Origin of the sequence: Salipiger mangrovisoli (assembly GCF_015223355.1) — a bacterium.
GTDB lineage: Bacteria > Pseudomonadota > Alphaproteobacteria > Rhodobacterales > Rhodobacteraceae > Salipiger > Salipiger mangrovisoli.
In genome coordinates, this window is sequence record NZ_JADFFK010000034.1 from 24,457 (window position 1) to 39,745 (window position 15,289).

12 protein-coding genes are annotated in these 15,289 nt (G+C 67.9%); 1 reads left to right on the top strand and 11 read right to left on the bottom strand.

Features of this window, described 5'->3' with window-relative positions; translation table 11 throughout:
• Positions 1 to 84 precede the first annotated feature (84 nt).
• From IQ782_RS26860 to IQ782_RS26870, 3 genes are all read right to left on the bottom strand, one after another.
• On the bottom strand, positions 85 to 924 hold the full coding sequence (locus IQ782_RS26860) for a DUF6692 family protein (RefSeq protein ID WP_194137757.1): 840 nt from the start codon (positions 922 to 924) through the stop codon (positions 85 to 87).
• 77 nt (positions 925 to 1,001) lie between these two features.
• A complete protein-coding gene (locus IQ782_RS26865; RefSeq protein WP_194137758.1) occupies positions 1,002 to 1,439 on the bottom strand; it encodes a c-type cytochrome in 438 nt (145 codons plus the stop codon).
• On the bottom strand, positions 1,436 to 3,907 hold the full coding sequence (locus tag IQ782_RS26870) for a heavy metal translocating P-type ATPase (RefSeq protein ID WP_194137759.1): 2,472 nt from the start codon (positions 3,905 to 3,907) through the stop codon (positions 1,436 to 1,438). Before IQ782_RS26870 ends, IQ782_RS26865 begins: the two co-directional genes overlap by 4 nt.
• 234 nt (positions 3,908 to 4,141) lie before the next feature.
• On the opposite strand from IQ782_RS26870, the gene IQ782_RS26875 reads away from it, so the two are divergent.
• A complete protein-coding gene (locus tag IQ782_RS26875; protein WP_194137760.1) occupies positions 4,142 to 4,444 on the top strand; it encodes an SHOCT domain-containing protein in 303 nt (100 codons plus the stop codon).
• Positions 4,445 to 4,523: 79 nt separating this feature from the next.
• Here IQ782_RS26875 and IQ782_RS26880 read toward each other — a convergent pair whose 3' ends face one another.
• The 8 genes from IQ782_RS26880 to IQ782_RS26915 all read right to left on the bottom strand — a co-directional run bounded on the left by IQ782_RS26880 (position 4,524) and on the right by IQ782_RS26915 (position 15,046).
• The gene (locus IQ782_RS26880; RefSeq protein WP_194137761.1) at positions 4,524 to 4,721 is read right to left on the bottom strand and encodes a heavy-metal-associated domain-containing protein; all 198 of its coding nucleotides are present in this window, start codon (positions 4,719 to 4,721) and stop codon (positions 4,524 to 4,526) included.
• Positions 4,722 to 4,883: 162 nt separating this feature from the next.
• A complete protein-coding gene (locus IQ782_RS26885) occupies positions 4,884 to 5,714 on the bottom strand; it encodes an SDR family oxidoreductase (RefSeq protein ID WP_194137762.1) in 831 nt (276 codons plus the stop codon).
• Between the two features lie 178 nt (positions 5,715 to 5,892).
• On the bottom strand, positions 5,893 to 7,683 hold the full coding sequence (locus IQ782_RS26890) for an acyl-CoA dehydrogenase C-terminal domain-containing protein (RefSeq protein ID WP_194137763.1): 1,791 nt from the start codon (positions 7,681 to 7,683) through the stop codon (positions 5,893 to 5,895).
• A gap of 39 nt (positions 7,684 to 7,722) precedes the next feature.
• A complete protein-coding gene (locus IQ782_RS26895; RefSeq protein WP_240989602.1) occupies positions 7,723 to 10,050 on the bottom strand; it encodes a 3-hydroxyacyl-CoA dehydrogenase/enoyl-CoA hydratase family protein in 2,328 nt (775 codons plus the stop codon).
• A complete protein-coding gene (locus tag IQ782_RS26900) occupies positions 10,047 to 11,183 on the bottom strand; it encodes a thiolase family protein (protein ID WP_194137764.1) in 1,137 nt (378 codons plus the stop codon). The genes IQ782_RS26895 and IQ782_RS26900 overlap by 4 nt, the downstream gene beginning before the upstream one ends.
• 64 nt (positions 11,184 to 11,247) lie before the next feature.
• Complete coding sequence (locus IQ782_RS26905; protein WP_194137765.1) at positions 11,248 to 11,658, bottom strand: MerR family transcriptional regulator; 411 nt, start codon at positions 11,656 to 11,658, stop codon at positions 11,248 to 11,250.
• Between the two features lie 120 nt (positions 11,659 to 11,778).
• The gene (locus IQ782_RS26910) at positions 11,779 to 13,410 is read right to left on the bottom strand and encodes a long-chain-fatty-acid--CoA ligase (RefSeq protein WP_240989603.1); all 1,632 of its coding nucleotides are present in this window, start codon (positions 13,408 to 13,410) and stop codon (positions 11,779 to 11,781) included.
• Between the two features lie 298 nt (positions 13,411 to 13,708).
• Entirely contained in the window at positions 13,709 to 15,046 is a 1,338-nt protein-coding gene (locus IQ782_RS26915; RefSeq protein ID WP_338092657.1) for an OmpP1/FadL family transporter, read from the bottom strand.
• Positions 15,047 to 15,289 lie beyond the last annotated feature (243 nt).

Sequence of the window (15,289 nt, forward strand, 5' to 3'; positions counted from 1 at the left end):
GCTACGCCCAACGCGGCTCGGCGTCAGATCACGTTCGCGGCATGAGGGGGCAAGCTGTGCGGTCTTGCGCGCATGTCGGGCGTCTCAGCCGGAACAGGACCAGAAGCCACGGTAGATCGCCTCCGGGCCGGGGTCGAGCCGGAAGGTCAGCTGGCTGTCGGACCGCAACGCCTCGACCGGCTCGACGCTCATTTCGAGCCCCTCGGTGCCAAAGCGGCCCTCGGCCCCCGCCGCATCCAGAGGCAGGATGATGCCGTTCAGCTTGGTGACGGCCCCGCTGCCGTCCGCTGCCGCGATCAGCACCGGGTCCTCGGTGCGGGTGCGGCGGAAGGCGCAAGTCTCGCCTTCGGGCATCGCATCACCGGCCTCCTCGGCGGTCAGCGGCGCCGGGTCGAGCGTCGACAGGAGCGTGTTGTTCAGCGCGTCCTGCAACGTGCCCTGCCGCGCGGGCGGGTCCTCGTAGACCTCGGTCTGCACGTCTCCGGCGGAGACTTCGGCGATCAGCGCGCGCATCTCGGCGATTTCCTTCTTCTGGGCCGAGATGATGCCATCGGCGAGCTTGCGCACCCGCGCATCCTCGATGCCAGCGCGCTCGGATGTCATGATGGCGATCGAATGATGCGGGATCATCGCGCGCATGTAACTTGTGCCATTCACGGTCGCCTGGCTGCGCACCAGCCAGAGCGCGCCTGCGAAGACCACGATGCTGCCCGCGAAAATGGCAATATTGACCGCCCGGCTGGGGTACATCGCCGCCATGAAGGCAAGCATGACGAAGGCCATGGCCGCGCCCATGACGATCGCCATGTAGAGCCGGGTCTCGCTGAAGAAGACATGCTCGACTGCATAGGTGTTGAGATACATCAGCCCGAACATGATCACCGTCGAGGCGAGGATCATGAGGGCGAAGCGGGAATAGGTCATCGGCACCTCCATGCTTGTCGCTTTTCAGGCTCAACGGGCTTCCAGCGCTGGAGGGTTCCGAGAAAGTTCCCGGAGTTTTATCCGGGCGCCGCGGAGATCTCCGCCTGATGTGCGCGCAGTTCCTCCGGCCAGGTCGATTTGATGTAGGTCAGCACCGCCTCGATCTGCGCGTCGGTAAGCTGATCGCCGAAGCCGGGCATGTTGCTCGCATAGCCGTTGCCGACCACGGCGGCGGTGCCAAGCTTGGTGATCCGGAAGAGCACCTCGTCGGGATGGTGCCATGTGTGGCCGTTCGCGTCATGCGGCGGCGCGGGCAGGCGTCCATCGGGACCGGGGCTGCGCCAGTTCGGCTGGCCCTCGAGATCCGCGCCGTGACAGGCGGCGCAGGTCTGGGCGTAGAGCGTCTTGCCCTCGGCGATCTGCGCAGCTTCGGCGGGGGCACGTTCGACCCCGCCGAAGAGCAGCCAACCCGACAGCGCAGCCAGCACCAGCACGGCAAGCCCAAGCCACCTCACAGCTTCACCCCGCGCAGCCGCAACGCGTTGGTGATCACCGAGACGGACGAAAGGCTCATCGCCGCCGCCGCAACGATGGGCGAGAGCAGGACGCCGAAGAGCGGGTAGAGGATGCCCGCCGCCAGCGGCACGCCCGCCGAGTTGTAGACGAAGGCGAAGAAGAGGTTCTGCCGGATGTTGCGCATGGTTGCCTCGGCAAGGTGGCGCGCCCGGACGATGCCGCCGAGATCGCCCTTCACCAGCGTGATGCCCGCGCTTTCCATCGCCACGTCCGCGCCGGTGCCCATGGCGATGCCGACGTCGGCGGCGGCCAGTGCCGGGGCGTCGTTCACCCCGTCGCCGGCCATGGCGACCGACAGGCCCTCTCTGCGCAGCGTCTCGATCAGCCCGTGCTTGTCCTCGGGGCTGACCTCGGCATGCACCTCGTCGATATTGAGGTCCCGCGCGACCGCTTCGGCTGTGGCCTTGGCGTCGCCGGTGGCCATCACGATGCGCAGCCCGGCCTCGTGCAGCGCCCTGATCGCCTCGGGCGTGCTCTGCTTGACCCGGTCGGCAACGGCCACCAGCCCTGCGGCGCGCCCGTCCACGGCGACGAACATCGCGGTCTTGCCGTCACGCTGGAGCGCGTCGGCCCGGTCCTTGAGAGCGCCGAGGTCTACGCCCTCGTCCGCCATCAGCGCCGCGTTGCCGAGCAGGGCGCGCTGGCCGCCGACGCTGCCGGTCACGCCCTTGCCGGTGACCGCCTCGAAGTCCGAGGCCTCGCGCTCCGGCGCCCCGGCCTCGCGCGCGCCGGCGGTGATCGCCTCGGCCAGCGGATGCTCGGAGCCGCGTTCCAGCGCGGCGGCGAAGGCCAGCAGCTCGGTTTTCTCCATGCCCTCTGCGGGTTCGGCGTCGGTCAGCGTCGGCTTGCCCTCGGTCAGCGTGCCGGTCTTGTCGACCACCAGCACGTCCACTTTCGAGAAGCGCTCCAGCGCCTCGGCGTCGCGGATGAGCACGCCCGCCTGCGCGCCGCGCCCGGTGGCCACCATGATCGACATGGGCGTCGCGAGGCCAAGCGCGCAGGGGCAGGCGATGATCAGCACCGAGACCGCCGCCACGAAGGCATAGGAGAGCGCCGGGGAGGGGCCGAAGACCGTCCACGCGAGGAAGGCCAGCACCGCCACCGCGACCACGGCGGGCACGAACCACGCCGCCACCCGGTCGGCCATCGCCTGGATCGGCGCACGCGAGCGCTGCGCCTTGGAGACCATCTCGACGATGCGCGAGAGGGTGGTCTCGGAGCCCACGCTCTCGGCCCGCATCAGGAAACTGCCGGTCTTGTTGAGCGTGCCGCCGGTGACCGGCGCGCCCTGCGTCTTTTCCACCGGCACCGGCTCGCCGGTGATCATGCTCTCGTCCACCGAGGAATGCCCCTCGGTCACCACGCCATCCACCGGCACGCTCTCGCCGGGACGGACGCGCAGGATGTCGCCGGAAGCGACCTCATCGAGCGGCACATCCTCTTCGGTGCCTTCTCTCATCCGCCGCGCGGTCTTTGGCGCGAGGTCGAGCAGCGCGCGGATCGCATCGCCGGTGCGCTCGCGGGCGGCCAGTTCCATGACCTGCCCGACCAGCACCAGCACGAGGATCACCGCCGCCGCCTCGAAATAGACCGGCGTCATGCCCATGCCATCGCGCATCGCCGCCGGGAACAGTCCCGGCGCCAGCAGCGAGACCACCGAGAAGAGGTAGGCCGCCCCGGTGCCGAGCGCGATCAGCGTCCACATGTTGGGCGCGCGGTTGACGATCGAAGCCCAGCCCCGCTTGAAGAACGGCCAGCAGAGGATCACCACCGGCGTCGCCAATGCGAATTGTACCCAGCCGAAGCGCCCGTGGCCGATCCAATCGGCGAAGGGGAGGCCGATGTGCGCGCCCATCTCAAGCACGAAGATCAGCGCCGCAAGCGGGGCGGTGATCTTCAGCCGGCGCTTCATGTCGAGGTATTCCGGGTTCGGCCCGCTCTCTGCCGAGGGCGTCACCGGCTCGAGCGCCATGCCGCAGATCGGACAGTCACCGGGCGCATCGCGCAGGATCTCCGGGTGCATCGGGCAGGTGTATTGCGTGCCCTCGGGCATCTTCTCCGGCGCGGGGCGGTCCCCGAGATAGGCGTCGGGTTCGGCCGCGAACTTCGACTGGCAGCGCTCGGAGCAGAAGTAGACCTTCTCTCCCTCGTGCTTGAGCATGTGGGCGGCGCTGGAGCGATCGACCTTCATACCGCAGACAGGGTCGGTGGCAGTGAGATAGGCGAGCGGATCGGCGCGGAACCGGTCGCGGCACCCCTCGGAGCAGAAGTGGTAGAAATGGCTGTCGTGCTCGAGGCTGGGCTTGCCCGCCTCCGGGTCAACGGTCATGCCGCAGACCGGATCGCGGGTGACCCCGGTCACCGTGCGATGGGGCGCAGCACCGTGGATGTGGGGAGCATGGGCCATCGGAACCTCCCGTCGGCTTTGTCAGTGTCCCAGAACAGATGGGGCTTCCAGTAGGGGGAAGGTCAAGACCGTCTCGCGCCTTTCTCGCGTGCCGCGGCGGTGCGGCTCCCTCAAGCGGGTGGTGCCGCAAGCTGGAGGCGACCAAAGATGTGGCGGCGTTTGCGCTTGATCAACGCGTTCGGCCGGGCGCGGGCGCACACTTGCGACATTGCGCGCTTGCCACGGGAGGTGGCCATGAAAAAACTTCTGTTCGCTTCAATGCTCTTCGCGTCGCCGGCGGCGGCGGACCCGGAGACATACGGCCACATGATGGATTGGGGCTACGGGCACGGCGTGTCCATGATCTTCGGCCCGGTCCTCTGGCTGATCGTGCTCGGATTGGTGGTCGCGGGGGTCATATGGTTCGTCCGCAGCCACGAGACCGGCACCACCCCGCGAGGCCGACAGGCGGCGCTTGCCGAGCTCGATATGCGCCTCGCCCGCGGCGAGATCGAGCCCGATGAATACGCCGCCCGGAAAAAGCTGCTGTCGAGTTGATCCGTCGGGAGGCCGTGCCGGTGCACCGACCGCGCGCAGCGCGCGGGCGGCCTCCTGTCGTGGTGCCGCGGCAAACGCCTCAGGACGCGATCGGCTCGTAGCCGGCGTCACGGATGGCCCGCAGCACGGCGTGCTCGTCGCGCGCGCCGGTGATGTCCACGGTCTTGGTGCCCAGATCGCATGTCGCCCGAGCGCCGGGCTCCGCGGCGGCGACCGCCGTTTCGATGGCGGACACGCAGTGCCCGCAGCTCATGTCTTCGATCTTGTAGCGGCTCATCCGAAGCTCCTTCGAGTGCAAGATGCGGCACAGATAGGAGCTTCCCGCGCTGGAAGGTCAAGAGAGGCCGTCCGCCGAGAGGATCTGCGGCGGGCACCCGCGGGCCGGCCTCCTTTCGGAGGCACGGGTCCGACGTGGCGCGCGCCGGATCATCTGTGCCGCTCACGCCTCGGGGGCGACAAAGAGATCGGTTAGGAGCGGCTCCGCGGGATCGACGGCGTAATGCGAGAAATCCGTGACCCCGGCCTCGCGCAGCACCGCCTCGTCGATGAAGAAATTGCCGGTGCACCCCTGCGCCGGGCGGGTGAGGATCGCATGGGCGGCGTCGGCGACGATCTGCGGCGTCCGGCAGTTCCTTGGCTGGACCGCGCCGCCGAGCATGGCAAGCGCCGCGGTGTCGATGACGGTGCGGGGCCAGAGCGCGTTGGCGGCGATGCCGAGGCTGCGGAACTCCTCGGCCCAACCGAGCACGCAGAGGCTCATCCCCATCTTCGAGATGGTGTAGGCCACATGCGGCCCGTACCAGGCCGGGTCGAGCGACGGCGGCGGCGAGAGCGTCAGCACATGCGGGTTCGCGGCCTTCTTCAGCGCTGGCAGGCAGGCGCGGGTGACCGCGAAGGTGCCGCGCATGTTGACCTGCATCATCAGGTCGAAGCGCTTCATCTCGGTCTCCGGCGTGGGTGTCAGCGAGATCGCGCTGGCATTGTTGACCACGATGTCGATGCCACCGAAATGCGCCTCGGCCTTGCGCGCGGCCTCGGCCACTGCCGCATCGTCGCGGATGTCGAGCATCAGGGGCAGGGCGCGCCCGCCCTGCGCCTCGACCTCGGCCGCGGCATCCTCGATGGTGCCGGGCAGGCGGGGATGCGGTGTGACGGTCTTCGCCGCCAGAACCACATTGGCGCAGTCGCGCGCGGCGCGGAGCGCAATGGCCCGCCCGATGCCGCGGCTGCCGCCGCTGATGAAGAGGGTCTTGCCGCCAAGATCGTCCATTCCGTTCACTCCCTTTGCGCCCTGCGTCTCTCAGGGGCGCATCCTCGCGCGGTCCGGCACCTCAGGAAAACCGTCGGCGCCGGTTTCCCGCGCGCCGCCCGAGGGGAGGCGCGCTGGATCTGCATGAGACGCGGCAAGCCGGGTATGCCCCGGTCCGTTGCCGCGTCCGGCTCCCCCGTCAGAAGGCCGCCTCGTCGAGCGACATGAGGGTTTGTCCCCCGGCCATGATCTGCGACAGCAGGGCGCCGGTCTGTGGCAGCATCTTCTCCATGTAGAACCGCGCCGTCACCTGCTTTGCGGCGTAGAAGCCGTCGGCATCGCCGGTCTCGCGGGTTTGTTCCATCGCCGTTTCAGCCATGCGCGCCCAGAGATAGCCAAGCGCCGTCAGGCCGAAGAGGCGCATGTAGTCGGTTGCCGCGGCACCGGCCTCGTCCGGGTTTGCGAGCCCCCGCTGGGCGACGGTGGCGGTTGCCGTCTGCAGCCTGCCGAAGGCCTTGGCCAGCGGGCCGACATAGGCGGCCATCTCGGGGGTCTCGGCCCGCGCCTCGATGTACTCCGACACCGGGTGGAAGAACCGGCGCAGGTAGCGCCCGCCATTGGCGCCCAGCTTCCGGCCCACGAGGTCGAGCGCCTGGATGCCGTTGGTGCCCTCGTAGATCTGCGTGATGCGCGCGTCGCGGACGTGCTGCTCCATGCCATGCTCGCGGATGTAGCCGTGTCCGCCGAGCACCTGCATTCCAAGGTTGGCATTCTCGAAGCCGAGGTCGGTGAACAGCGCCTTCACGATCGGGGTCATCAGCGCCACGAAGTCCTCGGACGCCTTGCGCACCTCCGGCTCGGGGTGGCGTTCTTGCTTGTCGAGCTCCTTGGCCACCCAGACCGCCATCGCCCTGCAGCCCTCGGTGGTGGCGCGCTGCAGGAGCAGCATCCGGCGCACGTCGGGGTGCACGATGATCGGGTCTGCAGGCTTGTCGGGGGCCTTGGTGCCAGTGAGCGACCGCCCCTGCAGGCGCTCGCGCGCATAGGCGACCGAGCCCTGGTAGGCGGCCTCGGCGATGCCCAACCCCTGTCCACCGACCGCGAGGCGCTCGTTGTTCATCATGGTGAACATCGCCTGCAGACCCTTGTGCGGCGCGCCGACGAGCCAGCCCTGCGCCTCGTCGAAGTTCATCACGCAGGTCGCCGAGGCCTTGATCCCCATCTTGTGCTCGATGCTGGAACACATCACGCCGTTGCGGTCGCCCGGTGTACCCTCGGAGGTGGGCAGGAACTTGGGCACGACGAAGAGGCTGATCCCGCGCGAGCCCTTGGGCGCATCCGGCAGCCGCGCCAGCACCAGGTGGATGATGTTCTCGGTCAGGTCATGCTCGCCGGCAGAGATGAATATCTTGGTGCCGGTGATGCGGAAGCTTCCATCCTCCTGCGGCTCGGCCTTGGTGCGCAGAAGTCCCAGATCGGTGCCGCAATGCGGCTCGGTCAGGCACATGGTGCCCGACCAGGTGCCATCGACGAGCTTCGGCAGGTAGGCCCGCTTCAGCTCCTCCGAGCCGTGGCTGTGCAGCGCAAGATAGGCGCCATGCGACAGGCCCGGATACATGCCGAACGACAGGTTCGCCGAGCAGATCATCTCGGTCACCAGCACGTCGGCGGCATTGGGCAGGCCCTGCCCCCCATAGGCCGGATCGCAGGTGATCGCCGTCCAGCCACCCTCGCGGAACTGGCGGTAGGCCTCGGGGAAGCCGGCGGGGGTGCGGACGACGCCGTTCTCCAGCCGGCAGCCTTCCTCGTCGCCGGAGCGGTTGATCGGGTGCAGCACCTCGGCGCAGATCTTGCCGGCCTCTTCGAGGATCGGGTCGATCAGGTCGGCGGTGAACTCCTCGAACCCCGGCAGCTCCGCCAGATCGTCGCAGCCCAGCAGCTCGTGGTAGACAAAGCGCATGTCGCGCAGGGGGGGCGTGTAATTGGCCATCGTCGTGATGTCCCTCTGTCAAAGGCCCAAGGCCGGGGTTCAGTTCCGGAGCGGCTTGCCGGTCAAAAGCATGGACTCGATACGCGCGAGCGTGCCGGGCCGCTTGACCAGCGTGAAGAACCGGTCCCGCTCGAGTTTCAGCAGGTCCGCCTCGGTGAGCGTGTCGATCGGATCGGTGTCGCCGCCCGACAGCACCTCGGCCAGCGCGCCCGAGACGATCTCGTCATAGGCCGTGGCCTTGCCCATCTTGCGGAACTGCTGCACCGCCATCTCCATGGCGACGAGGCCGGACGGGCCGGGCAGCGTGTAGTCCCGCGTCTCGGGCGGCACGTAGCCCTCGACCATGGCCAGCGCACGGGCCTTGGCATCGGCCAGCAGCCGGGCGCGGTTCATGGTGACGCCGTCCTCGGGGCGCAGGAACAGCAGCTCCTTGGCCTCGGCGGCGGATTTCGCCACCGTCGCCGTGCTGAGGATCTCGAAGACCTTCGAGGGGGCCGGCATCGGTCCCTTCGGCAGGCGTCCGAACTTCTGCCAGCGGTGCAGCATCTCGGTGCAGCCGCCCCAGCCGGGGATCAGCCCGACGCCGACCTCGACGAGGCCGATGTAGCTTTCCGCATGGGCCTGCACCGCGTCGCAATGCAGCAGCACCTCGCAGCCACCGCCGAGCGCCATGCCCGAGGGCGCGCCGACCACCGGGAAGGGGGCGTTGCGCATCTTCTGGAACGTCTGCTGCCCCAGGCCCACAAGCGTCTCGATCTGGTCCCAGGCGGCGATGTTGGCGGCAAAGAGCGCCAGGCCAAGGTTCGCGCCGACCGAGAAGTTCGTGCCCTCGTTGTGAATGACGAGCGCCTTGTACTCGGCCTCCACCAGCTTCAGCGTCTTGGCCAGCAGCGCCATGATCTGGTCGTCCATCGCGTTCATCTTCGAGGTGAACTCGAAGCACAGAACGCCGTCGCCGATGTCCCAGACCGCGGCGGAGCCGTTCTTCAGCACCGGCTTCGCGCCGCGCCTGATGTCCGAGAGCAGCAGCACGCCGTCGGGGCGGGTCACCGGGTGGTAGCCGCCGTCGAGACCGAGCTGTTCGAGCCGTCCATCCTCGACGCGGTAGAAGCTGCGCCCGCGCGCCAGTTCGAGGATCGGCGGGACGGTCTGGCCCTTGGCTTCGAGCCGCTCGGCCAGCCAGTCCGGGCCGATCTTGTCCATCAGCGCAAAGGGGCCGTCCTTCCAGCCGTAGCCGAGGCACATGGCCTCGTCGATATCGGCGATCGTGTCGGCCACTTCGCCGGCCAGCCCGGCGGCATAGCGCAGCGTCGCGCCCATGACCTCGGCGGCATAACGGCCCTCGGCGCTGTCATGCGCCATGAGCGCGCGCGGGCTGCGCCCGGCCTCTTCCATCGCCTCGGACCGCGGCTTGCGGGCGGGGGCGTAATGGCCGCTCGAGAGGTCGATCGCCTCCTTCAGCTTCTGCCCAGCCTCGCGGTTCATCCGGTAGAAGCCGCCCTTGCCCTTGCGGCCGGTGTAGCCCTCGGCGATCATCTTCTGAACCACCGGCAGCGGGCGGTTGGCAGCATGGAAGGCGTCAGCCTGCGGCAGCGCGGCGGCAAGGCTCGCGGTCACATGCGGCATGAGGTCGAGCCCGACCAGATCGAGCAGGCCAAAGACGCCGGTCTTGGGAATGCCGAAGGACTTGCCGATCAGCGCGTCGGCCATCTCGACGGGGATGCCGCTCTCGGCGGCCTCGAGGACCGCCTTTTGCAACCAGTAGATGCCAAGCCGGTTGCCAATGAAGCTCGGCGTGTCCTTCGCCTTGACCACCGTCTTGCCAAGCCGCCGGTCGGCAAACTCGGTGATGAGTGTGGCTGCATCCGCGCGCGTCGCGGCGCCGGTGACCAGCTCCATCAGCCGCATGTAGCGGGGCGGATTGAAGAAATGCGTGACGAGGAAGTCCTGCGCGAAGCTCTCCGGCAGCCCGCCGACCAGCGTCGCAAGCGGGATGGTCGAGGTGTTGGAGGAGACGATGCTGCCGGGTTTCCGGGCCGCATCGATCTTGCGATAAAGATCCTGCTTGATGTCGAGCCGCTCGATCACCGCCTCGATGATCCAGTCGGCCTCGGCGAGGCGCGAAAGATCATCTTCCAGATTGCCGGTTTCGACGAGGCGCGCGGCCCTGGTGCCCATGAAAGGAGCGGGGTCGGCCTTCAGCATCTTCGCCACCGCGCCCTCGGCGAGCGCGTTCCGGTTCGCCGCGCCCTCAGGCACGATGTCGAGCAGCAGCACCTGCGTGCCGGAGTTGGCGACATGGGCCGCGATCGCGGCTCCCATGACACCCGCGCCGATGACGGCGACCTTCTCGATGCCCGCCATCATGCGGCCTCCAGGATGGTGGCGATGCCCTGACCGCCGCCGATGCACTGGGTGGCCAGCGCGTAGCGGCCGCCCTCGCGCTTCAGCAGGCTCGCAGCCTTGCCGACGATCCGCGCGCCGGTGGCGCCGAGCGGATGGCCGAGCGCGATGGCACCGCCGTCAAGGTTGACCCGCGCCGGATCAAGGTCGAGATCGCGGATGCAGGCGATGGACTGGCTGGCAAAGGCCTCGTTCAACTCGATCACGTCGAGATCACCGGCCGAGATGGCGGCGCGCTCCAGCGCGGCGCGGGTCGCGGCCACCGGACCGATCCCCATGACATCGGGCGCGCAGCCCTTCACCGCCACGGATTTCACGTAGGCAAGGATCGGCAGACCGGCCTTCTGGGCATAGGCCTCCGAGCAGACGAGCACCGCCGCGCAGCCGTCGGTCAGCGGCGAGGAGGTGCCTGCGGTCACCACGCCCTGCGCATCGAAGGCAGGCTTGAGCTCCGCAAGAGCATCCAGCGTCGTTTCGGGGCGCAGGCATCCGTCGGTCTCGACGACACCGCCGCGGCCGGCGATCGGCACGATCTCGTCGGCGAAGCGGCCCTGTTGCAGCGCTGCCGCCGCCTTTTCCTGCGAGCGCAGGGCGAATTCTTCCTGCTCGGCGCGGGTGATCTGCCAGCGGCGGGCGACGTTCTCCGCCGTCTCGCCCATGCCCATGTAGGCCTCGGGGTGCGCGCGGGCGAACTCGGGATGCGGCATCGGGTTGAAGCCCATCATCGGCACCCGGCTCATGTTCTCGACCCCGGCGCAGACAAAGGCCTCTCCGGCGCCCATGGCGATCGAGCCGGCGGCGACATGGACCGAGGTCATCGACGAGCCGCAGAAGCGGTTGATCGTGGCGGCGCCCACCGACTGCGGCAGCCCGCTCATCAGCCCGACGAGGCGGGCGAGGTTCAGGCCCTGCTCGCCCTCGGGGAAGGCGCAGCCGAGCAGCAGATCCTCGATCGCCTCGGGATCGACGCCTGTGCGCGCGACCAGCGCCTTGACCACCTGCGCGGCCAGATCGTCGGGCCGGACCTTGGCCAGGGCGCCCTTGCGGGCCAGGGTGAAGGGCGAGCGCAGGTAGCCCGCGACAACGACTCGTGTCATCGGTAACTCTCCGGAGTTGCATATGGGATTTGTGGGCGTGGACCCTTGCGGGGTCCGGCGGGGGTCAGGGCGTCCGCGACGTGAAGCGTGCGGCAGCCTTTTCGTGGCGCTCCAGCGCGTCGAGCGACATCTGTTCGATCTCGCGTAGCTCCTTCAGCGTCACGCGCAGCGTCTCGAACTGTTCGTCCAGTTCCGCGATGCGCTGCCGCACCTTGCCGAGCAGCGTGTCGATCTGCTCGCGCTGGGTCGGATCGGCGTCGTAGAGGTCGAGGTATTCCCGGATGTCCTTCAGCGTGAAGCCGAGGCGCTTGCCACGCAGGATCAGGATCAGCCTGCCGCGATCCCGCGACGTGTAGATCCGGTTGGTGCCCACCCGCTGCGGCAACACCAGGCCCTGTTCCTCGTAGAAGCGGATGGTTCGCGGCGTCACGCCAAGCTCTTTCGACAGGTCCGAGATCGAGAAGAGCTTGTCCATGTGAGACCTGTCGCAGCAAGGGGGCGGGCGAACGCACGGATCGCGACCCATCATAATGTTTAGCATCACGATGCAGAAAAGGAACAGACTCTTCCGTCCACGTGATGACGCTTACGAAGCTCATGACGCCACCGTGCCTCCGGATTGGGCCGTTGCCGCGCTCTGGCGCTCGCGTTCGAGCAGATCCTTCTTCGACAGCTTGCCGACCGGGGTCTTCGGCAGGCTCTCGCAGACCTGGATTTGCCTCGGCATTTCGATCGGCGAGAGATATTCCTTGAGGAAGCCGTGCAGCGTGTCTTCCGGCGCATCGAGCGGCGTCTTCAGCACGACGAAGGCCTTGGGGGCGCTGCCGCGGTAGGCGTCGGGCACACCGATCACCACGGCCTCGGCCACGGCGGGGTGCTGGTAGAGCGCCTCTTCGATGACCCGCGGATAGACGTTGTAACCGCTGCACAGGATCATGTCCTTGATCCGGTCGACGATGAAGTAGAAGCCGTCCTCGTCGACATAGCCGACGTCTCCCGTGCGCAGGGCCCCCTCGATGAAGATCGCGCGCGTGTCTTCGGGGCGGTTCCAATAGCCCCGCATGACCTGCGGGCCGCGCACGCAAAGCTCGCCCTTCTCATGCGGGCCGCAGATCCGCGTCGGGTCGTCGAGATCGCGGATCTCCACCTGCGTGTCGGCCAGCGGCTGGCCGATCGAGCCGTCGCGCGCGCCGCCGTCGAGCGGGTTGCAGCAGACCACAGGCGAGCTTTCCGAAAGCCCGTACCCCTCGCCGAGGCGACAGCCGCTCAGCGTCTCGAACTGGCGGCGCACCTCGCCGGGCAGCGGCGCTCCGCCCGAGATGCAGCAGCGCAGCGAGGACAGGTCGGCCGGGCGCTTCTCGAGGGCATGGTTGATCGCCGTGTAAAGCGTCGGCACGCCGGGAAACAGCGTCGGTTTCTGGCGCTCGATCACCTCGATCGTGCCAGCGATGTCGAAACGCGGCACGAGGATGATTTCGGCAGCGATGCGGACGGCGAGGTTCATGGCGACGGTCATGCCGAAGACATGGAACAGCGGCAGCACAGCAAGCACCCGTTCCTCGCCGATGCGGGGACTCGGGAGGCGCTGATAGATCTGCTCGGCATTGGCGACGATATTGGCATGGGTCAGCATCGCGCCCTTCGACAGCCCGGTGGTGCCGCCGGTGTATTGCAGCGCGGCGAGATCAAACTCGGGGTCGATCGGGGCAGGGGGCAGCGCACCGGCGGTTCTGGTCAGCTGCCGAAAGCTGATGTGCCGCGCGTCGCTGGGCACGCGCGCGAGATCCCGGCGCTTCAGCAGCGGAAAGAGCAACGCCTTCAACGGCGGCAGCATCTCGGCCATCGGACAGACCACCAGCCGGGTCAGCGACCCGCGCCCGAGCTGCGCCGCGACCTTGGGATAGATCGCCGCCAGATCGGTGGTGACCATCAGCGAGATGCCGGAATCCTCGATCTGGTGCTGCAACTCGCGCGGGGCGTAGAGCGGGTTGAAATTGACCACCGTTCCGCCGGCCTTCAGCACGGCAAAATAGTTGATGACGAAGGCGGGCATGTTCGGCAGGCAGAGCCCGACGCGGACCCCCTTGGTGACGCCCTGCGCCGCGAAGCCGGCCGCCGCGCGATCGACCAGCGCCCCGAGCTCGCGGTAGCTGTAGCGCCGCCCGAGGAAATGCATGGCCGGACGGTCGCCATGCAGACGCACGGCTTGGTCCAGAAGCGCGGGCATGGTGCGGGGCTGGCCGCCGCTGCCTGCCGCGCTTTGCGAAGACGCGCCATGCGAAGAGGGGCTTGGCGAAGATGGGCCAGGCGTTCCGGCGGGCTCTCGGTGCCGCTTGCGGGCGGCGGGCGCAATGTCGTTGGGACTCATGAGCTTGGGCTCCGGGTACGGGACAGCTGTTCCGGCACTCTGCGAGCGCGGACTGCGGGTCATGCCTCGGAGGCCCGAGACACGCCTTTCTTGAAGTCAGGTGGCGCCGCCGGGTCCCACGCGGCGCAGCATCGCGCGCGCGGGACCCGGCGGAGGCTCAGAACCGGTAGGTCAGGCTGGCGCTGAGGATATCGGCATGGCCTTCGTAGCTGCCCTTGAGGGTTCCGGTGGCGGTGCCGAAGCTCTTGGTTTCCTCGAGATCCGCCTCGTTGAAGAAGATATGGGTATAGCCCACGTTGATCGTCCGATCCGGGCCGAACTCGTAGCTGTAGCCGAGCGATGCCCAGTAGCGGTCGGCGTCGGGGATGCGCGCGGTTCTATGGTCATCCGGCACCGGGCTCTGGTCGTAAGCGACGCCGAAATGGATCGTATGCTTGTCGCGCGGCTTGTAGTCTGCGCCGAGCGCGACGAACCAGGAATCTTCCCAGTTCTCGTCGGTCACGTCGTCGGGGCGGCCATCGTCGAATTTCACCCGCAGCTCGTCAAAGGTCGACCAGTTGGTCCAGGAGACATCGCCCATCACCGCCCATTGCGGGTTGATCTCGTGATAGGCACCGATGGACAGCACATCGGGCATCGTGACCTCGGCCTCGGCATCGGAGCTGCGCAGCGCCGGGATCGCGGCCGTATAGGCGTCCGGAACGCCGGTGATCTTGGCGGTGCCTTCGAGCGTGTAGTCCGCCTTGGACCGATAGCTCAAACCGACGCGCGTCGTCGGCGAGACCTCGTAGAGCATCCCCAGCGTGTAGCCATATCCGTAGCCGTCGCCGGTGAGTTCGGATGCCGCGTCCGCAAGCCCGAGGCCCGAGAGATTGATCGCGCTCGACAGCGTCGCATCGGCATGACCGATCTGGATGCCGGCCCCAAGCGACAGCTTCTCGGTCGCCTGCCAGGCGATGCTGGGCGTCAGGACGATGTTCTCGATTTCGCTCTCGATGGCGAAATAGCGGCCCTTCCAGTCCTCGTCATACGCCGTTGCGAGGCCGAAGGGGACGGTCAGGGAAATCCCCGCCTTGACGGTCGGAGTAAGGTCGAAGAGCCCGTAGAACGCGGGGACGAGTTTGTTCTCGCCGGCATCGCCGCCATTGCCGCCGGACAGGCCGAAGCCGGCAATGTCCGCCTCGCCCGAGAAGCGGATGGTCGGCACCACATAGTTCAGGTCGACCTGCGCGCGCGCGCCGGGGATACGCATCATCCCGGCGGGGTTGGAGTAGATCGTTGAAAGATCCGTGGCCTTTGCCGTCGATCCGGAAAAGGCCGACCCCACACCCTCGGCACTCATTTCACGCAGCTGGAACCCGGCCGCATGGGCCCCACCTGACAAGGGCAAGAGCGCAAATACCGCTCCCGCCGCCACAATAGCGGAATGCTTCACGCATTCAGACATTGATCGCTCCTCCCTAAAAACGATCGGATTTCTGAAATCCGTAGCCATTGGTACCGAGGCATTACCAAAGCGTCAACAGGTTTACGTAAACGGTACCCTTGGTCAACTTCGCGGCCCGCTTGCGCAGTCGGTGCAGCGCAGGGGGTCGCGGGACCGTCCCGCGTGCCGCGGAACGGCAAAACGCCGGCGGGGTGTCCCGCCGGCGTTGTTGTTCCAGTCCGGTTTCGCCGCGGGTCAGCTGCGCGGCTTGCTGTTCTCGGGATCGTAGAGCGGCGCGTAGCCGATGCCGGC

Bases quoted from the DNA above. Each gene is read 5' to 3' on its own strand.
- IQ782_RS26860 (WP_194137757.1), bottom strand. From the start codon at position 924: ATGACCTATTCCCGCTTCGCCCTCATGATCCTCGCCTCGACGGTGATC.
- IQ782_RS26870 (WP_194137759.1), bottom strand. From the start codon at position 3,907: ATGGCCCATGCTCCCCACATCCACGGTGCTGCGCCCCATCGCACGGTG.
- IQ782_RS26875 (WP_194137760.1), top strand. From the start codon at position 4,142: ATGAAAAAACTTCTGTTCGCTTCAATGCTCTTCGCGTCGCCGGCGGCG.
- IQ782_RS26880 (WP_194137761.1), bottom strand. From the start codon at position 4,721: ATGAGCCGCTACAAGATCGAAGACATGAGCTGCGGGCACTGCGTGTCC.
- IQ782_RS26885 (WP_194137762.1), bottom strand. From the start codon at position 5,714: ATGGACGATCTTGGCGGCAAGACCCTCTTCATCAGCGGCGGCAGCCGC.
- IQ782_RS26890 (WP_194137763.1), bottom strand. From the start codon at position 7,683: ATGGCCAATTACACGCCCCCCCTGCGCGACATGCGCTTTGTCTACCAC.
- IQ782_RS26895 (WP_240989602.1), bottom strand. From the start codon at position 10,050: ATGATGGCGGGCATCGAGAAGGTCGCCGTCATCGGCGCGGGTGTCATG.
- IQ782_RS26900 (WP_194137764.1), bottom strand. From the start codon at position 11,183: ATGACACGAGTCGTTGTCGCGGGCTACCTGCGCTCGCCCTTCACCCTG.
- IQ782_RS26905 (WP_194137765.1), bottom strand. From the start codon at position 11,658: ATGGACAAGCTCTTCTCGATCTCGGACCTGTCGAAAGAGCTTGGCGTG.
- IQ782_RS26910 (WP_240989603.1), bottom strand. From the start codon at position 13,410: ATGCCCGCGCTTCTGGACCAAGCCGTGCGTCTGCATGGCGACCGTCCG.
- IQ782_RS26915 (WP_338092657.1), bottom strand. From the start codon at position 15,046: ATGGCTACGGATTTCAGAAATCCGATCGTTTTTAGGGAGGAGCGATCA.